General features: G+C 72.4%; 15 protein-coding genes. 5 read left to right on the forward strand and 10 right to left on the reverse strand.

Annotated elements, in window-relative coordinates; all coding sequences use genetic code 11:
- Positions 1-203: 203 nt before the first annotated feature.
- The 4 genes from ACFY3N_RS33355 to ACFY3N_RS33370 form a co-directional block, all read right to left on the reverse strand.
- The gene (locus tag ACFY3N_RS33355) at positions 204-881 is read right to left on the reverse strand and encodes a LuxR C-terminal-related transcriptional regulator (protein ID WP_390820555.1); all 678 of its coding nucleotides are present in this window, start codon (positions 879-881) and stop codon (positions 204-206) included.
- A gap of 206 nt (positions 882-1,087) precedes the next feature.
- Positions 1,088-2,986 (reverse strand): PQQ-binding-like beta-propeller repeat protein, encoded by a 1,899-nt coding sequence (locus ACFY3N_RS33360; RefSeq protein ID WP_390820556.1) that lies wholly within the window; start codon positions 2,984-2,986, stop codon positions 1,088-1,090.
- Between the two features lie 77 nt (positions 2,987-3,063).
- Positions 3,064-4,803: a PQQ-binding-like beta-propeller repeat protein gene (locus ACFY3N_RS33365; protein WP_390820557.1), complete on the reverse strand. Its 1,740-nt coding sequence runs from the start codon at positions 4,801-4,803 to the stop codon at positions 3,064-3,066.
- A gap of 267 nt (positions 4,804-5,070) precedes the next feature.
- Entirely contained in the window at positions 5,071-6,885 is a 1,815-nt protein-coding gene (locus ACFY3N_RS33370; protein ID WP_390820558.1) for an ABC-F family ATP-binding cassette domain-containing protein, read from the reverse strand.
- Positions 6,886-7,041: 156 nt separating this feature from the next.
- Here ACFY3N_RS33370 and ACFY3N_RS33375 point away from each other — a divergent pair, with 156 nt between their 5' ends.
- The gene (locus ACFY3N_RS33375) at positions 7,042-7,638 is read left to right on the forward strand and encodes a Uma2 family endonuclease (protein WP_390820623.1); all 597 of its coding nucleotides are present in this window, start codon (positions 7,042-7,044) and stop codon (positions 7,636-7,638) included.
- 5 nt (positions 7,639-7,643) lie between these two features.
- Here ACFY3N_RS33375 and ACFY3N_RS33380 read toward each other — a convergent pair whose 3' ends face one another.
- The 5 genes from ACFY3N_RS33380 to rsmI form a co-directional block, all read right to left on the reverse strand.
- A complete protein-coding gene (locus ACFY3N_RS33380) occupies positions 7,644-8,537 on the reverse strand; it encodes a 4-(cytidine 5'-diphospho)-2-C-methyl-D-erythritol kinase (RefSeq protein ID WP_390820559.1) in 894 nt (297 codons plus the stop codon).
- Positions 8,534-9,442 carry a 16S rRNA (adenine(1518)-N(6)/adenine(1519)-N(6))-dimethyltransferase RsmA gene (rsmA, locus tag ACFY3N_RS33385; protein WP_390820560.1) on the reverse strand — a complete coding sequence of 303 codons (909 nt, stop codon included), beginning with the start codon at positions 9,440-9,442 and terminating at the stop codon, positions 8,534-8,536. Before rsmA ends, ACFY3N_RS33380 begins: the two co-directional genes overlap by 4 nt.
- A gap of 34 nt (positions 9,443-9,476) precedes the next feature.
- On the reverse strand, positions 9,477-10,367 hold the full coding sequence (locus ACFY3N_RS33390) for a TatD family hydrolase (RefSeq protein WP_390820561.1): 891 nt from the start codon (positions 10,365-10,367) through the stop codon (positions 9,477-9,479).
- 30 nt (positions 10,368-10,397) lie between these two features.
- Positions 10,398-10,805, reverse strand: a complete 408-nt coding sequence (locus tag ACFY3N_RS33395) for a hypothetical protein (RefSeq protein ID WP_390820562.1) — start codon at positions 10,803-10,805, stop codon at positions 10,398-10,400.
- Between the two features lie 246 nt (positions 10,806-11,051).
- Positions 11,052-11,900, reverse strand: a complete 849-nt coding sequence (gene rsmI / locus ACFY3N_RS33400) for a 16S rRNA (cytidine(1402)-2'-O)-methyltransferase (protein ID WP_390820563.1) — start codon at positions 11,898-11,900, stop codon at positions 11,052-11,054.
- An 85-nt stretch (positions 11,901-11,985) separates the two neighbouring features.
- Between rsmI and ACFY3N_RS33405 the strand changes: the two genes are divergently transcribed.
- The 3 genes from ACFY3N_RS33405 (at position 11,986) to ACFY3N_RS33415 (ending at position 17,317) form a co-directional block, all read left to right on the forward strand.
- Positions 11,986-13,746 (forward strand): dolichyl-phosphate-mannose--protein mannosyltransferase, encoded by a 1,761-nt coding sequence (locus tag ACFY3N_RS33405; RefSeq protein ID WP_390820564.1) that lies wholly within the window; start codon positions 11,986-11,988, stop codon positions 13,744-13,746.
- A 147-nt stretch (positions 13,747-13,893) separates the two neighbouring features.
- Positions 13,894-15,540: a penicillin-binding transpeptidase domain-containing protein gene (locus tag ACFY3N_RS33410; protein ID WP_390820565.1), complete on the forward strand. Its 1,647-nt coding sequence runs from the start codon at positions 13,894-13,896 to the stop codon at positions 15,538-15,540.
- A gap of 106 nt (positions 15,541-15,646) precedes the next feature.
- Positions 15,647-17,317, forward strand: coding sequence for a penicillin-binding transpeptidase domain-containing protein (locus ACFY3N_RS33415; protein WP_390820566.1), 1,671 nt, complete (start codon positions 15,647-15,649; stop codon positions 17,315-17,317).
- A gap of 13 nt (positions 17,318-17,330) precedes the next feature.
- Here the strand turns inward: ACFY3N_RS33415 and ACFY3N_RS33420 are convergent, their stop codons facing one another.
- The gene (locus ACFY3N_RS33420) at positions 17,331-17,684 is read right to left on the reverse strand and encodes an SsgA family sporulation/cell division regulator (protein WP_390820567.1); all 354 of its coding nucleotides are present in this window, start codon (positions 17,682-17,684) and stop codon (positions 17,331-17,333) included.
- Between the two features lie 189 nt (positions 17,685-17,873).
- Here ACFY3N_RS33420 and ACFY3N_RS33425 point away from each other — a divergent pair, with 189 nt between their 5' ends.
- A complete protein-coding gene (locus ACFY3N_RS33425) occupies positions 17,874-18,965 on the forward strand; it encodes an energy-coupling factor ABC transporter permease (RefSeq protein WP_390820568.1) in 1,092 nt (363 codons plus the stop codon).

Raw genomic sequence — 18,965 nt, forward strand, 5'->3', positions numbered from 1 at the left:
GGGGGGCGCCGCGCGGGGGGGCCGGCCCCCCCCCCCCCCCCCCCCCGGGCGCGGGGGGGGGGGCCGCGGGGCGCGCCCCCCCCCCCCCCCCCCCCGGGCCCCGCCCCACCCACCGGACAGCGGGCGCCACCCAAGCCCTCACCGGACCGGACGCCGCGCCGCAGGCATCCCACCCGCCCCCACCGAAGCCGCAGGCAGACCGCTCAGCCGCCCCCCACCGGGCCCGCGCGGTCCAGCAGACCCGTCCGGGCGGCCAGGGCCGCCGCCTCCAGCCGGGAGCCCACGCCCAGTTTCATCAGAACCCGCTGGACATGCGTGCGGGCCGTGGACGGCGCGATCCCCATGCCCGCCGCGATCAGCCGGGTGTCCTCCCCGTCGGCGACCCGCACCAGCACCTCCACCTCCCGAGGCGTCAGCATCCGCAGCAACCGCGCACCCTCGTCATCCGGCTGCGCCGCGGGATTCAGCAGCTCCCCGAACGCCCCCTGCAGCAACTGCGGCGCCACGGCGGCCTCCCCCGCCCGCGCCTTCGTGATCGCCCGCTCGACCCCCTCGATGCGCTCGTCGTGCCGCACGTACCCCGACGCCCCCGCCGCGAACGCCGCCGCGATGCCCCGCGGCGACGGCACCGGCCCCAGCACGACCACCGCCACCTGCGCCCGCTCCCGCTTGATCTTCACCACCGGATCGAACGCCCCCGCCTCCGCCGGCGCCGCCGTCCCCAGCAGACACACCTCGGGCGCCCTGCTGATCACCAGATCCGCCGCCCCGGAAGCCGGCGCAGCCGCTGCCAGCACCCGGTGCCCCCGCAGCTTCAACGCCGAGGCCAGCGCCTCGGCGAGCAATCGGTGGTCGTCGACCACCATCAGCCGCACTCCCATCGAACAACCAACCCCCCCTGACAATGCACCCCAGGATGCCCCCGGAAGCTACACGCTTGTTCGACATCGCGCTCCCCCTACCGGCGAGAATCGCCCCGGATCACCGAAATTCTCGCATTCGACGGGGATGGGCGCAGGATGCGCGATACGCCCGCGGCCCCGTCCCTGACCAGGGACGGGGCCGCGAGAAACAAGAAATCGAGTGATCAGCTCGTACCGAAAGCGATCACCAGATACTCCTTCTCGTCCGAAGAAGACGACAAGTCACTGGCGTACGCACCGGACATGTACAGACCGCCCTGCGAGAAGAGAATCTCCGCGTATTCCGGCGACATCCGCCTCTCCACGTTCCGCACGGCCTCCGTCGCCGGGTTCTCCATCAGCGTCGTCTGCTTGAAGGTCCCCCCGTCGATGCTGACGATCTGCCCGCCCTTGTCGTACGGCGGACGCTTGTACGCCAGGATGTTGCCGCCGTCCATCCGCAGCGGAGTGATCGTGTAGCCGTCACCCGCGTCGGCACGCTGCCCGGTCTGCTTGCCGGTCGCCAGGTCGAAGGCGACGACCTCGTTGGTCTGGTCGTACGACTCCCCGCCGACCTCATGCTCCTCGGTCGCGATGTACAGCCGGTCCCCGCCGACCGCCAGCCCGGTGCACTTCTCGAGCTTGTAGATGCCGTCGCAGCGGGCCGCGAACTCCTCGCCCGGCGCGGAGATCCGCGTGCGCAGCTTGCCGGTCTTGTTGTCGATGGAGAAGAAGTCCGAGATCCCGCTGCCGTCACCCGCGGACTCGTTGACGTCGGCCGCCACGACCAGCGGGTCGGTGGAGACGACGGCGGCGTACTCGATGCCCTCGTCCATCTTGTACTCGGTGATCACCTTCCCGGTCTTCGGGTCGATGGTCTGGATGTGCAGCTGCCGCTGCTCGTACGTGCCGCACTTGCGCACCGCGACGAGCTTCTCCCCGCCGCCGTACCCGGAGTCGTAGCAGGAGTCGGACGTCTTGGGCGCCCACAGCTGCTTGCCGGAGGCGACCTCCCAGGCGGCGCCGCCGCTGGTGCTGCCCGCCGCGACGGTACCGCCGCTGATCGTGACGTTGTTGAAGCTGACCGGCATGGTGCCGGACTGGGCGCTCTTGGTCCACACCTCCTTGCCCGCCTCCAGGTCGATCACCGCGACCTGCGTGCAGGACTGCGGATCCTGCTTGGTCGGCATGGCGGGCTTGAAGGTGATCGCCGTCTTGTTGTCCTCGGTGACGCGGCCCGTGGCCTCGCACACCGGTCCGGGCAGGTCGATCGTCCACTTCTCGGTGCCCTTGGCCCGGTCGTAGCCGACGATCTCGGCGATCCCGCTCTTGGCGTACACCGTGTCGGTCAGCCAGGAACCGGAGGTGGAGATGCTCGTGGTGCCCTTGGGGACCTTGGGCGCGGGCACCTGGAACAGCACCTCGGAACCGGTGTCGGCCGGTGCCTTCTCCTCGGTACCGGAGGAGGTGCCCCCGGTGCCGCCGTTCTTCTCGTCCTTGCCGCCGGTGCCGCCGGAATCCGCGGTGGTGTTCTTGTCGTCGTCCTTGCCGGACGAGGAGGCGTACCAGACACCGCCACCGACGATCAGGGCGATGGCCACGACCGCCGAGACGATGATGGCGGCCTGCGCGTTGAACTTCTTCCCGCCGCCCCCCGGCTGCGGCTGCATCGGCATGGTCGGCGGCTGCGGATACCCGTACCCGGGCTGCCCGTACGGTCCCGGCTGCTGCGGCTGCCCGTACGGTCCCGGCTGCGGCGGCTGCCCGTACGGCCCCGGCTGCTGCGGATACCCGTACGGCCCCGGCTGCGGCTGCTGCGGGTACCCGTACCCGGCGGCCGGCGGCTGCTGCGGATACCCGTACCCGGGCCCCTGCGGAGCCGCCGGCGGCGCGACCGGAGGCTGCGGGGCGGCCGGGGTCTGCGGGGTCTGCGGGGTCTGCGGGGTCTGCGGGGTCTGCGGATAGCCGTACCCGGGCTCCGGGGCCTTGTGGAGATCGGGCCCGCCAGGAGCGGACGGCTGCTGCGGCGGTCCGAACCCCGGCTGCTGCGGGGGCTGGTTGGGCGGCGGAGGCGGCTGGGTCATGACGTGAGTACCTCGGGGGAAAGGGGGACGACGGACGGCGAACGGCGGGAAGGACGGAAAGGAGACGAGCCGCGGCCTCACTTGCCGTAGGCGAGCATCAACTTCTCCTTCGACTCGTCATTGCCGGTCAGCCGTGTGGTCGAGAGGTAGAAGCGTCCGTCGACCCAGTCGATCGACTTGCTGAAGAAGCTGCTCTCGATCTCCGCGACACCCTGCGGGTTCTGCATCAGCCGGGCCGGCTTGTGGTCGTCGCCGCCGACGGGGATCGCCACGACCTGCCCGCCCGCGTCGTACGACGGCTCGACGTAGGCGATGAGCTTGCCGCCCTCGACCTTCATCGGCTGCATGGACTCCTCGACCGGGGACTCGACCCGCCAGCGCTCCTTGCCGTTGTCGAGGCTGAGGGCGACGATCTCGTTGGCCCCGGTGGCCGCCTCGGTGGGCAGGTAGAGGGTGTCCCCGTCGACGACGGCGCCCTCGCAGCCCTGGAGGTCGCGCACGAGAACGGCCCAGTCACAGCCGGGGGCGAAGTCCTCGTCGACGGTGATCTCGGAGCGGAACGTGCCGCTGCCGGTGAAGGTGGAGATGTTCCAGGCCTTCTCGTCCTCGTTGGTGCTGTAGACGACCACCGGGTCGACGGAGTAGGCGCGTTCGACGCGCCACCCCTTGTCGAACTTCTGGGTCCACTTCACCTTGCCGGTCCTCGGGTCGAGCTCCCGGAGCTCGTCGTGCTCATTGGTGCCGCCGACGCCGCAGGACGCGACCTGGAGCAGCCGCTCACCGCCCGCGAAGCCGGCGGGGAAGCAGGGCGCGTCACCGTACTTCTTCGCGTCGAACAGCTTCTTGCCGCTGGTCACGTCGTACGCCGTGCCGGACTGCGAGCGGCCCACCATGAGCGTGTCGCCGGTGAGGGACATCTCGATGGAGAACGCGGAGTCGAACAGCGCGCCCTCGGCGACCTCCTGGGTCCAGCCCTTCTCGCCGGTGTCGAGGTCGACGAGCTGCAGTTGGTTGCACTTGGCGCTGTCGCTGCCACCGCTCTTGTAGGCGATGACGACCTTGTCGTCGGCCGTCTTCCCCCGGGTGACCGCACAGATCTCCTGCGGGAAGGTGATGGTGTCCCACGTGGGTCTGCCGTCACCGACGTTGTAGGCGTAGAGCTCCTTGTAGGCGGCCTTCACGGCCGTCTTGTCGGTGACCCACAGACCGGGGGCTTCGGCGCCGGCACCGGGCGCGTCGGGCGCCTCCTTGTACCAGAGCACCTTGGACTCGCCGGCCCGGCGGCCCTCGTTGAGGTTCTCCGGGTCCTCGCCGCCGTCGCCGCTGCCGTCGCCCGGGTTGACCGGGGCGCCGGAGGAGCCGCTCGGCTTGGGGTCGTCGGTCTGCTGGGAGACGGGCTTCCCGTCCTTCTTGCCGTCGTCACCGGAGACGGCCCACACGGTGCCGCCGATCACCAGCAGCGCGGCGACCGCGGCACCGATGACCACGGCGGGCCTGCCCTTGAAGGGGTTGCGGGAGCCGGGCCCGCCGGGCGGCGGCGTGCCGGGCGTCCCGGGGAACTGCGGCTGCGTCGGGTATCCGTACCCGGGCTGCCCATAGGGTCCCGGCTGCTGCGGCTGCCCGTAGGGTCCGGAGGCGTACGGCCCGGAGTTGTACGGTCCCGGCTGCTGCGGATACCCGTATCCGGGCTGCGGCCCACCGGCCGGCGGGCCCTGCGGCGGCGGAGGCGTCTGCGGCGCTCCGAAACCACCCCCCGGCGGCGGATTCTGCGGCGCTCCGAAGCCCCCTTGCGGCGGCTGGTTCGGCGGCTGCGTCATCAGCGCGTTCCCCCTCACTCACTGATTTCTAGCCACGCCCTGAGGTAAGCGATGAACCCAGAGTCGTATTCAGACGTTTTTCAGACTGGCCCCTTTGTATCACCCGGCACGGACACGCCAACGGGCCGCGTCCTCCCCTGTTCCCAAGGGAGGACGGGCCCGTGATGCCTCTGTTACGCGCGGGGGGTCCGGGGGGAATTCCCCCGGAAAGCACCGCACGTCCTCTTCACGCCACGCGCGCCCCCGGCGCGCGGACGGCGGGGCGGCTCAGGCGTCCTCGGCCAGTTCCAGCCAGCGCAGCTCCAGTTCGTCCCGTTGTCCGGCCAGGTCCCGCAGCTCGGCGTCGAGTTCGGCGACCTTCGCGAAGTCGGTGGCGTGCTCGGCGATGGCGGCGTGCAGCTTGGTCTCCTTCTCGGAGATCTTGTCGAGCTGGCGCTCGATCTTCTGCAGTTCCTTCTTGGCGGCGCGCTGGTCGGCGGCGCTCTTCTCCGGGGCGGCCCCCGAAGCCGCCGCGGCCGGGACGGAGGCCGCCGCGGCGGCGGCCTCCTCCATCCGCCTGCGGCGCTCCAGGTACTCGTCGATCCCGCGCGGCAGCATCCGCAGGGTGCCGTCGCCGAGGAGGGCGAACACCCGGTCGGTGGTGCGCTCGACGAAGAACCGGTCGTGGGAGATGACGATCATCGAGCCGGGCCAGCCGTCGAGGAGGTCCTCGAGCTGGGTCAGGGTCTCGATGTCGAGGTCGTTGGTGGGCTCGTCGAGGAAGAGGACGTTGGGCTCGTCCATCAGCAGCCGCAGCAGCTGCAACCGCCGCCGCTCACCGCCGGAGAGGTCCCCGACCGGCGTCCACTGCTTCTCCTTGCCGAACCCGAACGTCTCGCACAGCTGCCCGGCGGTCATCTCGCGCCCCTTGCCGAGGTCGACGCGCTCCCGCACCTGCTGCACGGCCTGCAGCACCCGCCAGGTGGGGTCGAGCTCGGCGACCTCCTGGGAGAGGTAGGCGAGCTTGACGGTCCTGCCGACGCGGACGCTGCCCCCCGCCGGCTGGACCTCCCCCTCGCTCCTGGCGGCCTCCGCCAGCGCCCGCAGCAGGGACGTCTTGCCCGCCCCGTTGACCCCGACCAGGCCGATGCGGTCCCCGGGACCGAGCTGCCAGGTGACGTGCTTGAGCAGCACCTTGGGCCCGGCCTGGACGGTGACGTCCTCCAGGTCGAACACGGTCTTGCCGAGCCGCGAGGAGGCGAACTTCATCAGCTCGCTGCTGTCGCGCGGCGGAGGGACGTCCGCGATGAGCTCGTTGGCGGCCTCGACGCGGAACCGCGGCTTGGACGTCCGCGCGGGGGCGCCGCGCCGCAGCCAGGCCAGCTCCTTGCGGACCAGGTTCTGCCGCTTGGCCTCCTCGGTGGCGGCGATCCGCTCGCGCTCCGCGCGGGCGAAGACGTAGTCGGAGTAGCCGCCCTCGTACTCGTACACGTCACCGCGCTGCACGTCCCACATGCGGGTGCAGACCTGGTCGAGGAACCAGCGGTCGTGGGTGACGCAGACGAGCGCGGACCGGCGGGTCCGCAGGTGCTCGGCGAGCCAGGCGATGCCCTCGACGTCGAGGTGGTTCGTCGGCTCGTCGAGGACGATCAGGTCCTGCTCCTCGATGAGCAGCTTGGCGAGCGCGATGCGCCGCCGCTCACCGCCGGACAGCGGCCCGATGACCGTGTCGAGCCCCTTGGGGAAGCCGGGCAGGTCCAGCCCGCCGAACAGCCCGGTCAGCACGTCCCTGACCTTGGCGTTCCCGGCCCACTCGTGGTCGGCCATGTCCCCGATGACCTCGTGCCGGACGGTGGCGGCCGGGTCGAGGGAGTCGTGCTGGGTGAGCACCCCGATGCGCAGCCCGCCGGAGTGCGTCACCCGGCCGGTGTCGGCCTCCTCCAGCCGGGCCAGCATCCGGATGAGGGTGGTCTTGCCGTCCCCGTTGCGCCCCACGACCCCGATCCGGTCCCCTTCGGAGACGCCGAGGGAAATCCCGTCGAGCAGCGCACGCGTCCCGTACACCTTGCTGACGTTCTCGACATTGACCAGGTTGACGGCCATTTCTCTCCTGCCCGGTGGATCGATCAGCTTTCAAGCGTAGGCCCTCGCGGAACGCGCCCGGGACGCGAGGAGACAGTCACTCTTTGTGATGACGTGATCGGAAACGGGCGGCTACCGTAGGGGGCAGGCAGCAGGATCCCGTCCATGGGAGGAACCATGACCGCCGAGTCCGTAGAGCACCGCGTCCAGTGGCCGGTGCCGCCCGTGGACGGCTACACCGTGGACGACCTGTTCACCCTGCCGGATCTCCCGCCGCACACAGAGCTGATCGACGGGAGTCTGGTTTTCGTGAGTCCGCAGCGTCGCTTCCACTTCCTTGTGATCGACCTCTTGGTCAACGGGTTGCGCAGTTCTCTCGGCCCCGACTTCAGTGTCGAGCGGGAGATGACCGTCGTCCTGGACAAGCGCAACGGCCCCGAACCAGATGTCAGCGTGGTCCGGGCCGACGCGGTCACAGGGTTGGAACAGACCAGTTTCAAGGCCGAGGACGTCCTGCTCGCCGTGGAGGTCGTCTCCCCCGACTCGGAGTCCCGCGACCGTACGACCAAGCCGCACAAGTACGCCACCGCAGGAATCCCTCACTACTGGCGTGTCGAGCAGGACGGAACCACCGGTCGGCCCCTCGTCCATGTCTACGAGCTCGACCCGATGACACAGTCCTACGTACACATGGGGTGGCACCGCGACCGGATCAAGGTCGACAAGCCTTCCGCCATCGCCATCGACCTGGGCACGCTCGAAACGCGGCCCTGAGCTCTTCAGACGACCGTCGCCCCCGGCACCGGCCCCGCCGCCGTGCGCACCGTGCGGCAGGTGCCGGACGCCCGCAGGGCGCCCGCGATCCCCTCCGCCGCCTCCGCGTCCCGGGCGAGGAACGCCGTGGTCGGCCCCGACCCCGACACCAGCGAGGCCAGCGCCCCCGCCGCGCGCCCCGCCGCGAGGGTGTCCGCCAGCTCCGGGAACAGCGACAGCGCCGCCGGCTGGAGGTCGTTGGAGACGGTCGCGGCGAGCGCGTCGACGTCCCCCTTGGCGAGCGCGTCGAGCAGGTCCCGCGAGGCCACCGGCTCGGGAATCCCCCGTCCCTCCCCCAGCCGGTCGAACTCCCGGAACACCGCCGGTGTCGACAGCCCCCGCGAGGCCATCGCGAACACCCAGTGGAAGGTGCCCCCCACCTCCAGCTCCGTCAGCCTCTCGCCCCGCCCGGTGCCCAGCGCCGCCCCTCCCACCAGGCTGAACGGCACGTCGCTGCCCAGCTCGGCGCAGATGTCGAGGAGCTCCTCGCGCGAGGCGCCCGTCCCCCACAGCGCGTCGCACGCGAGCAGCGCGCCCGCCCCGTCCGCGCTGCCGCCCGCCATGCCGCCGGCGACGGGGATGTCCTTGGCGATGTGGAGGTGGACGCCCGCGTCACGGCCGTACCGCTCGGCGAGCGCCAGGGCGGCGCGGGCGGCGAGGTTCGTACGGTCCAGCGGGACCTGGCCGGCGTCGGGGCCGGCGCAGGTCACACTCAGCTCGTCGGCCGCCGTGACGGTGACCTCGTCGTGGAGGCCGACCGCGAGGAAGACGTTGGCCAGGTCGTGGAAGCCGTCGGGGCGGGCGGCACCGACCGCGAGCTGGACGTTGACCTTGGCGGGGACGCGGACGGTGACGCTCACTGCTGACCCGGCTCCTTGTTCTCGACGGGCTCGGCGTTCTTGGCGTTCCCGGCGTTCTCGGCGATGCGCGCGAACTCCTCGACGGTCAGGGACTCGCCCCGCGCCTGCGGCGACACCCCGGCGGCGACCAGGGCGGCCTCCGCCGCGGCCGCCGACCCCGCCCACCCGGCGAGTGCGGCTCGCAGCGTCTTGCGGCGCTGGGCGAAGGCCGCGTCGACGACGGCGAACACCTCACGCCGGGAGGCACTGGTCTTCGGCGGCTCCGCGCGGCGCACCAGCGAGACCAGCCCGCTGTCGACGTTCGGCGCGGGCCAGAAGACGTTCCGCCCGATCGCCCCGGCCCGCTTGACCTCCGCGTACCAGTTGGCCTTGACCGACGGCACGCCGTACACCTTGGAGCCGGGTGCGGCGGCGAGCCGGTCGGCGACCTCCGACTGGACCATGACGAGGGTGCGCTCGATGCTCGGGAAGCTCTCGAGCATGTGCAGCAGCACCGGGACGGCCACGTTGTAGGGCAGGTTCGCGACCAGCGCGGTCGGGGCGGGTCCCGGCAGCTCGGTGACGTGCATCGCGTCGGAGTGGACCAGCGCGAACCTCTCGGCGCGCCCGGGCATGCGGGCGGCGACGGTCGCGGGCAGCGCGGCGGCCAGCACGTCGTCGATCTCGACGGCGGTGACCCGGTCGGCGGCCTCCAGCAGGGCCAGGGTGAGCGAGCCGAGCCCCGGGCCGACCTCGACGACCACGTCGTCGGGGCGGACCCCGGCGGTGCGCACGATACGGCGGACCGTGTTGGCGTCGATGACGAAGTTCTGGCCGCGCTGCTTGGTGGGCCGCACGCCGAGGGCGGCCGCCAGTTCACGGACGTCGGCGGGGCCCAGGAGGGCGTCGGGGGTGGGGCTGGTCACGGGACAAGGGTACGGGGCGCGGCGACCGGGCAGGTCACGCCTGTGGATAACCGAAGGCGCGGGCCGTGTTCGCCCCGAGGGCGGTGGCGAGGGTGTCCTCGTCGACGCCCCGTACGGCCGCCATCGCCCGCACGGTCACCGGCACCAGGTAGGGGGCGCCCGGCCGCCCCCGGTACGGCACCGGGGTCAGGAACGGCGCGTCGGTCTCCACCAGGACCAGTTCCAGCGGGGCCACGGCGAGCGCGTCCCGCAGGTTCTGCGCGTTCTTGAAGGTGACGTTGCCGGCGAACGACATGTAGTACCCGGCGCTCGCGCAGACCTCCGCCATCTCGGCGTCCCCGGAGTAGCAGTGGAAGACGGTGCGCTCGGGCGCGCCCTCCTCCTTCAGCACGCGCAGGACGTCGGCGTGGGCGTCGCGGTCGTGGATGACGAGGGTCTTGCCGTGCCGCTTGGCGATCTCGATGTGGGCGCGGAAGGACCGCTCCTGCGCCTCCTTGCCCTCCGGACCGGTGCGGAAGTGGTCGAGGCCCGTCTCACCGACGCCCTTGACCTGGGGCAGCGCGGCCAGCCGGTCGATCTCGGCGAGCGCCTCGTCCAGTGCCGCGTCCCCGCCGGGCCCGCGGGCACCCTGCCGGGACCAACCATCAGGATCCCCGTGGACGATGCGCGGGGCCTCGTTGGGGTGCAGCGCGACCGTCGCGTGGACGGCGTCGTACGCCGCCGCCGTCTCCGCCGCCCACCGGGACCCCTTGAGGTCGCAGCCGACCTGCACCACGGTCGTCACACCCACCGACGCGGCCTTGGCGAGGGCCTCCTCCACCGTGCCGGACTGCATGTCGAGGTGGGTGTGCGAGTCCGCGACCGGCACCCGCAGGGGCTCGGGGAGCGGCGGGGCGGCGTTCTTGTCGGAGGCGTTCGAAGGCATGCCCCCGATCCTACGGAAACGGCGCGGTCGTCAGGTCGCCCGGCGGAAGGGGTGCAGCAGGTCGGACAGCCGCCAGTGGTGGTGCTCCCCGGGCGCCGTGGCTCCCCCGTGCCCCCACACCGCCTCGACGGGACCGGCGGGCGGCACCCGGTGCTCGCGGTGGGCGGCGTCCCGCGCGGAGGCGACCCGGCCCGGCCGCATGATCCGTACGACGTGGCCGTCGCAGTTCCGGCACGTCGGCCGGTTCAGCGGGGAGGGGACGATCCGGCCGTCCGCCACGTACATCACGAAGGCGTGGCCGTCGGCGTCGGTGTGGTGCTCTATCTCGTACGACTGCTCCCAGCCGTATCCGCAGCGCAGGCAGGCGAAGGAATACGACTCGTCGACCACGGCGGTGGCACCCGCCCGCAGCCCGCTGTGCCCCGAGAACTCAGTCATGCCGGCTCCTGTCGGTCCACTGGCGGAACGGATCGGATCCGTTCCTTCTCCTCCAGTGGACTCCCGCGCGGGCCCGGACGCAGGAGGGGCGGCCGAGTATTGGAGGCCTTTTGGTGCCGCCTTGCCCGACCGGCGTGCGGACGGCGCCGGAGCTTTGCCTTCCGCAGAGCCGCTTTACCCGCCCGTGGGGCGCCCGCTCACCGGAGGAGCGGCCTGCTCAGAGGCCGTCGCGCGCCCCCGGGCCGTTCACGCCCCCGCGTTCTTCGCGGCCACCACCGCGTCGAACACCTGCCGCTTGGGAAGCCCCGCCTCGGCCGCCACCGCCGCGATCGCCTCCTTGCGCCGCTCCCCCGCCTCCTCCCGCACCCGCACCCGCCGCACCAGCTCGGCGTCGTCGATCTCCTCGGCCCCCTTCTCCGGCGCCCCCTCGACCACCACCGTGATCTCCCCGCGCACGCCCTCCGCCGCCCATGCCGCCAGCTCCGCCAGCGGACCGCGCCTGACCTCCTCGTACGTCTTGGTCAGTTCCCGGCAGACGGCGGCCCGCCGCTCCCCGCCGAACACCTCGGCCATCGCGGCGAGCGTGTCGTCGAGGCGGTGCGGGGCCTCGAAGTAGACGAGGGTGCGCCGCTCGCCGGCGACCTCGCGCAGCCGTCCCAGCCGCTCGCCGGCCTTCCGGGGCAGGAACCCCTCGAAGCAGAACCGGTCCACGGGCAGTCCGGACAGGGCGAGCGCGGTGAGCACCGCGGACGGCCCCGGCACCGCGGTGACCTTGACGTCCCGCTCGACGGCCGCCGCGACCAGCCGGTAGCCGGGGTCGGACACGGACGGCATCCCGGCGTCCGTGACCAGCAGCACGCGCGCGCCGCCCGTCAGCTCCTCGACCAGTTCGGGTGTGCGGGCGGACTCGTTGCCCTCGAAGTACGACACGATCCGGCCCCTGGGCGTGACGCCGAGCGCCTGGGTGAGGCGCCGCAGCCGCCGCGTGTCCTCGGCGGCGACGACGTCGGCGCCCGCCAGTTCCTCCGCGAGCCGGGGCGGGGCGTCGGAGACGTCGCCGATGGGGGTGCCTGCGAGTACGAGGGTTCCGGTCACCCCCCCATCCTCCCAGGACCGGACGGAGCCGGGGCATACCGGCCATGCGCGGGACTCACACAGCCCTGTTCCCTACGATGGCGCGGTGACCAGTACCGCGTCCACCACGGACACCCGGCAGGACCAGGCGCCGCACGAAGAGCGGTCGTCGTGGCAGCAGCGGCTGCGCCGTTTCGGCTACCCGGCGCCGGGCCCGGCCAGAGGTGGCGTCCGCGAGGGCGACGTCCGCGACCGCCTGGTACCGCCGTACACGGAGCCGTCGAAGCGGCTGTGGGACACGCTCGGGGTGCCGCCGGTGCTCGCGGGGCGCGTCGCCCGCTGGTCGGGGTGGGGCGGCCCGCTGCTGGTCACGCTGCTGGCGGGCGTCCTCCGGTTCTGGAACCTGGGCAGCCCGAAGGCGGTGATATTCGACGAGACGTACTACGCCAAGGACGCGTGGGCGCTGGTCCACCGCGGGTTCGAGGTCAACTGGGACAAGAACGCCAACGATCTGATCCTCTCGGGCGGCGCCGTGCCCGTCCCGACGGACGCGGCGTACGTCGTGCATCCGCCGGTCGGCAAGTACGTGATCGGGCTGGGCGAGCTGGTGTTCGGCTTCGACCCGTTCGGCTGGCGGTTCATGACGGCCCTGCTCGGCACGCTCTCCGTGCTGATGCTGTGCCGGATCGGCCGGCGCCTGTTCCGCTCCACGTTCCTCGGCTGTCTCGCGGGCGCGCTGATGGCGGTGGACGGGCTGCACTTCGTGATGAGCCGGACCTCGCTGCTCGACGGCGTGCTGATGTTCTTCGTGCTCGCGGCGTTCGGCTGTCTGCTGGTCGACCGGGACCGGGCGCGCGAGAAGCTCGCCGCCGCGCTGCCCGTGGACGCCGACGGCCGGGTCCGCCCGGACGCGCACGTCGCCGAGAACACCCGGATCGGCTTCCGTCCCTGGCGCCTGGCGGCGGGTGTGATGCTGGGGCTGGCGATCGGCACGAAGTGGAACGGCCTCTACATCATGGCCGCGTTCTGCGTGATGGCCGTGCTGTGGGACGTGGGCGCGCGCCGGGTGGCGGGCGCCCGGCGTCCCCGGGCGGCGGTGCTCCGGCGCGACCTGGGCCGGGCGTTCCTGTCGACCGTGCCGGTGGCGGTGGTCACCTACGTCGCCTCCTGGACCGGCTGGATCCTCTCCCCGGCCGACGGCACCGGCGGCTACTACCGCGACTGGGCGGCCCGGGACGGCAGGGACAGCAGCTGGTCCTGGCTGCTGCCGGACTGGTGGCGCAGCCTGTGGCACTACGAGAACCAGGTCTACGACTTCCACGTCGGCCTGCACTCGCCGCACACCTACGAGTCCAACCCGTGGAGCTGGATCGTCACCGGCCGCCCGGTCTCCTACTTCTACGAGTCCCCGGCGCCCGGCACGGACGGCTGCCCGGTCGACGCGGGGGAGAAGTGCGCCCGCGAGGTGCTGGCCCTCGGCACCCCGGTGCTGTGGTGGGCGGCCTGCTTCGCGATCCTCTACGTGCTGTGGCGCTGGCTGCTGCGCCGCGACTGGCGGGCCGGTGCGATCGCCTGCGGCATCGCGGCCGGCTACGCGCCCTGGTTCCTGTACCAGGAGCGCACGATCTTCTTCTTCTACGCCGTCGTCTTCCTCCCCTTCCTCTGCCTCGCCGTGGCGATGCTGCTGGGCGCCCTCGTCGGCCCGCCCCGCTCCACCGACACCCGCCGGGTCGCGGGCGCGACGGCGGCGGGCGTGCTGACCCTGCTGATCGCCTGGAACTTCATCTACTTCTGGCCCATCTACACCGGCACCACGATCCCGATCGACGACTGGCGGGCGCGGATGTGGCTGGACACCTGGGTTTGAGCCGTTCCGGCCGCCGGACGGATCTCTGTTCGGACAACAAACGGAAACAGTCGCCCCGGTCGTCACCCCGGCGCATAGGGTGCTCACTCACCGGCCTTTTTGAACACGTTCACAAGGCGTGGGGGGCCGACGGAGGGGGAGTGTCCGATGGGCAAGGGGGTCAAGATCGCCGTCGTCGGCGGTGTGTTCGCGGCGATGGTGGGCGGGGCCGGGTACGGCGTCCACAACCTCGCGTCGGCCCTGAACGGTGACGGGGGGAGCGGCCCGGGCGCCGCGGGCACGAAGAAGTCCGGGCCGCCGGACGCGGGGGAGGTCGAGGAGACCACCGAGGGCTTCTTCGCGGCCTGGGAGAAGGGACAGGCGTCGCGGGCGGCGTCGTACACGAACAACGCGCAGGAGGCCGGGGCGCTGCTGACGGCGTACGGCGACGAGGCCCGGGTGGGCGACGTCGAGATCACGCCCGGCACGGCCGCCGGCACCACCGTGCCGTTCACCGTGAAGGCGACCGTCTCCTTCGCCGGGAAGTCCGGGGCGCTGCGCTACCGGAGCGAGCTGACCGTCGTGCGCGGGCGGACCACCGGGCGGGCGCTGGTCGACTGGAAGCCGTCCGTCGTCCATCCGGACCTGGAGGAGGGCGACACCCTCGTCACCGAGGAGTCCGCGCAGCCGCCCATCGAGGCGGTGGACCGCGACGGGACGGTGCTGACGAAGGAGAAGTACCCCTCCCTCGCGCCGATCCTGGAGACCCTGCGCCAGAAGTACGGAGAGCAGGCGGGCGGCACCCCCGGTGTCGAACTGGCGATCAGGCACACCGGGGGGACCACGGAGGAGGCGGCCGCCGACACCCCGCTGCTGACCCTGGCCGAGGGCAGGCCGGGCAGGCTGCGCACCACCCTGAGCGCCGCGGCCCAGGACGCGGCCGAGAAGGCGGTGCGGCAGTACGCCGAGTCGTCGGTGGTGGCGGTGAAGCCCAGCACCGGTGAGGTGCTGGCGGTGGCCAACCACCGCGACGACGGGTTCAACGCGGCCTTCCAGGGCCGGGTCGCCCCCGGCTCCACCATGAAGATCATCACCGCCGCCATGCTCATCGACAACGGCGTGACCTCGATGAACGGCCCCGCGCCCTGCCCGCCCACCGCGACCTGGCAGAGCCAGACCTTCAAGAACCTCACCGACCTGCGGCCGAACGAGGGCGCCAGCCTCGCCGACAGCTTCCTGCGCTCCTGCAACACCGCCTTCGTCAAGCTCATCGACGAGGAGCCGCTCGGCGACGCCTCGCTCACCCGGGAGGCGCAGGAGCGGTTCGGGCTCGGCCGGGACGACTGGAAGACGGGCATCGTCTCCTTCGACGGCAGCGTCCCGGCCGCCGGGGGACCGGACCGCGCGGCGAACGCCATCGGCCAGGGCCAGGTGCAGATGAACCCGCTGAACATGGCCTCGGTGACGGCCACCGCCGTCACCGGCGCCTTCCGCCAGCCGTACCTGGTCTCCCCCGACCTCGACGGCCGGAAGCTGGCGCGGGCGAAGGGGCTCCCGGCGGGCACCGCCGCACAGCTCAAGCAGATGATGTGGCTCACCGCCACCCGGGGCACCGCCCAGGAGGCCATGTCCGGGCTCGGCGGCGACATCGGTGCGAAGACCGGTTCCGCCGAGGTCGACGGCAACGCCACCTCCGACAGCTGGTTCACCGGCTTCCGGAACGACGTGGCGGCGGCGGCCATGGCCCAGCAGGGCGGCCACGGCGGCGACGCGGCCGGTCCGATTGTCGCAGCCGTGCTACGAGCGGCCGGCTGACCGCGCCCCGCACAGGGCGGGACTCTAGGGTGGTGGCCGTCGTTGGCACACGTGAGCACCACAGGGGCCACGGGGAGCCCGGCGGACAGCGGAGGAACGGGAAGCAGTGGGGAACAGAAGGAACGCCGCCGAGGGGCGGAGGACGAGACCCGTCGTACTCGGCGGAGTGATCGCCGTGGTCGTCGGCGGCGCCGGGTTCGGCGCCTACGCGCTGCTCGGCGGCGGTGACTCCGGGGACGGCACGCGGACGTCCTCCGCGCAGCAGGCCGAGGACGTCAGGACCGGCCCGCTCTCCGCCGGCGAGGTCACCGCCGCGGCCGAGCGCTTCCTCACCGCCTGGCAGGCCGGGAAGGTGGGCGAGGCGGCCGCCGCCACCGACGACCCGAAGGCCGCGACCGCCCTGCTGACCGCCTACGCCGAGGACGCCCGGATCACGGACGTCACCCTCACCGCGGGCACCCGCACCGGCGCCGAGGTCCCCTTCGCCGTCAAGGGCACGGTGTCCCACGAGGGGGCCGGCAAGCCGCTGGCGTACGACAGCGCGCTGACCGTCGTGCGCCGGGCCGGGGACGGTGAGCCGCGGGTGGCCTGGCGGCCGGCCGTCGTGCACCCCGAGCTCAGGGACGGCGACAGGCTGGTCACCGGCGAGGCGGGCACCCCGCCGGTCAAGGCGCTGGACCGGGACGGCAACGAGCTGACCACCGCCGCGTACCCGTCGCTGGGGTCGGTGCTGGACGGGCTGCGCGAGAAGTACGGCGAGAAGGCGGGCGGCACGGCCGGCGTCGAGCTGCGGATCGTCCGCGGCAAGGCGTCGAAGAAGGCGGAGCTGTCCGACAAGACGCTGCTGGAGCTGAGCGAGGGCACGCCCGGCACGGTGGAGACCACGCTGAGCCCGTCCCTGCAGGCCGCCGCCGAGGCGCAGGTGGCGAAGAAGAAGCGGGCGTCGGTGGTGGTGCTGCGCCCGTCGACCGGCGAGATCCTCGCGGTGGCGAACTCCTCGCACGGTTTCAACACCGCGTTCCAGGGCTCGCTGGCCCCGGGCTCCACCATGAAGGTGATCACCGCCTCGATGCTGATCGAGAAGGGGCTCGCCTCCGTGGACGAGAAACACCCGTGCCCGAAGTACTTCACCTACGGCGGCTGGAAGTTCCAGAACGACGACAAGTTCGAGATCAAGGACGGCACGTTCAAGGCGAGCTTCGCCCGCTCCTGCAACACGGCCTTCATCAGCCAGGCGCCCGAGCTGAAGGACGACGACCTCACCAAGCAGGCCCAGCAGGTCTTCGGGCTGGGGAGGGACGACTGGCAGATCGGCGTGCCGAGCTTCGACGGATCGGTGCCGGTGCAGTCGGCGGCCCCCATGGGGGCCTCGCTGATCGGCCAGGGCGGGGTGCGGATGAACCCGCTGAACATGGCGTCAGTGTCGGCGACGGTCCAGTCGGGCGTGTTCCGCCAGCCGTACCTGGTCTCCCCCGAGGTCGACGGGCGGAAGCTCGCGACGGCCTCGCGCACCCTGTCGGCCGGCACGCTGGCGCAGCTGCGGGAGCTGATGTCGTACACCGCGGCCTACGGCACGGCGGCGGAGGCGATGGCCGGGGTGGGCGGGCAGAACGGCGCCAAGACCGGGTCGGCCGAGGTCGACGGGCAGAAGAAGCCCAACGGCTGGTTCACCGCGTACCGCGGGGACCTGGCGGCCGCGGGCGTGGTCCAGGCGGCCGGACACGGCGGTTCGACGGCCGGACCGATCGTGGCGGCGCTGCTGAAGAGCGCGGGCTGAGCCGGCCGGGGGGTCAGTGCGGGACGGGTTCGGCGGCGGCCGCGTAGGTCCGCCGCAGGAACCGCGTCAGGGTCTTGGTGTCGAACTGCACCACCGACACGCCCCGCGCGGTGTGGAACTCGACCACGGTCTGGACGCGGCCGCACGGCCACACCCGTATCCCGCCCCGGTCCACGGGGGCGCGCAGGCCCCGCTCGAGGAGGTCCCGGGCGACGTCCCATTCGGCCGCCGCGCCCGGGAACGCCACGCGGACGCAGTGGGGGTCCCGGTCGGGGTCGTAACGCAGCGCCACGGGTACCGCTCCGCGGTCCTCGTCCAGGACGTCGGTGACGATGTGGGCTCGCGCGTGCTGTTCTACTACGGACATCGGTGAGTCCCTTACGCTGCGTGAATCTGCATGAAGGTGTGCAATCCGTATACCCGTCACCCGCTCCATCGTGCACCGGATCCGGAATTCGCGCGTCCGAGAGGCGCATATCACAGAGGGACCGCGCGTGAGGTAAAACAAGCCGCTCGCTCTTGCGCAGCGTTTGCAACAGGCCACATCATCGAGTCCGTGCACGCACCTGACGGATTCATCAACGCCCCCGTGTCCGCCGCGGCCGGACTCGTCGCCGCCGGCGCGATCGCCGTGAGCCTGCGCGGTGCCCGCAGGGAGCTCGGGGGCACCTCCCGCCCGGGCGCGGCCGGGAGCGGGGAAGAGCGGACCGCGCCCCTGGCCGGGCTGGTGGCGGCGTTCATCTTCGCCGTGCAGATGCTGAACTTCCCCGTCGCGGCGGGGACCAGCGGCCATCTGCTCGGCGGCGCCCTCGCCGCGATACTCGTCGGCCCTTACACGGGGGTCCTCTGTGTCTCCGTCGTCCTGCTGATGCAGGCCGTCCTCTTCGCCGACGGCGGGCTGACCGCGCTCGGCGTGAACATCACCACGATGGCGATCACCACGACGATCGTCGCGTACGCGCTCTTCCGCGGCCTGGTGAAGCTGCTGCCGCGCACCCGCCGCTCGGTGACCGCCGCGTCCTTCGTCGCCGCCCTGGTCTCCGTCCCGGCCTCCGCCGTCGTCTTCACCCTGCTCTACGCGGTCGGCGGCACCGCCGACGTCGCCCTCGACAAGGTCGTCACCGCCATGGTGGGCGTGCACGTCCTCATCGGCATCGGCGAGGCCGTGATCACCGCCCTGACCGTCGGCGCGGTCATCGCCGTCCGCCCGGACCTGGTGCACGGGGCGCGCGGGCTGACGCAGAAGCTCAAGCTCCGGGTGAACGGCGAGCTGGTCGACGCCCCGGAGCCGGCACCCGTCCCCGCCGCCGCCCGCTCCCCGCGCAAGGTGTGGATCACCGGCCTGGTCACCTCGCTGGTCCTCGCCGGGTTCGTCAGCTTCTACGCCTCCGCGGACCCGGACGGCCTGGAGAAGGTCGCCACCGACCACGGCATCGACGAGAAGGCCGAGGAGCACGCCGCCGCCGGCTCCCCGCTCGCCGACTACGGCGTCGAGGACGTCGACGACGCCCGCCTCTCCGGCGGTCTCGCCGGCGTGATCGGCGTGGGCGTGACGGTCGTCGCGGGCACCGGCGTGTTCTGGGCGGTCCGCAGGCGCCGTACGAAGGACACGGCCGACGCCGCCTCCCCCGCGAACACGGGGGTCTGA

Source organism: Streptomyces sp. NPDC000348 (genome assembly GCF_042898795.1).
In the GTDB taxonomy this organism is placed as follows: domain Bacteria; phylum Actinomycetota; class Actinomycetes; order Streptomycetales; family Streptomycetaceae; genus Streptomyces.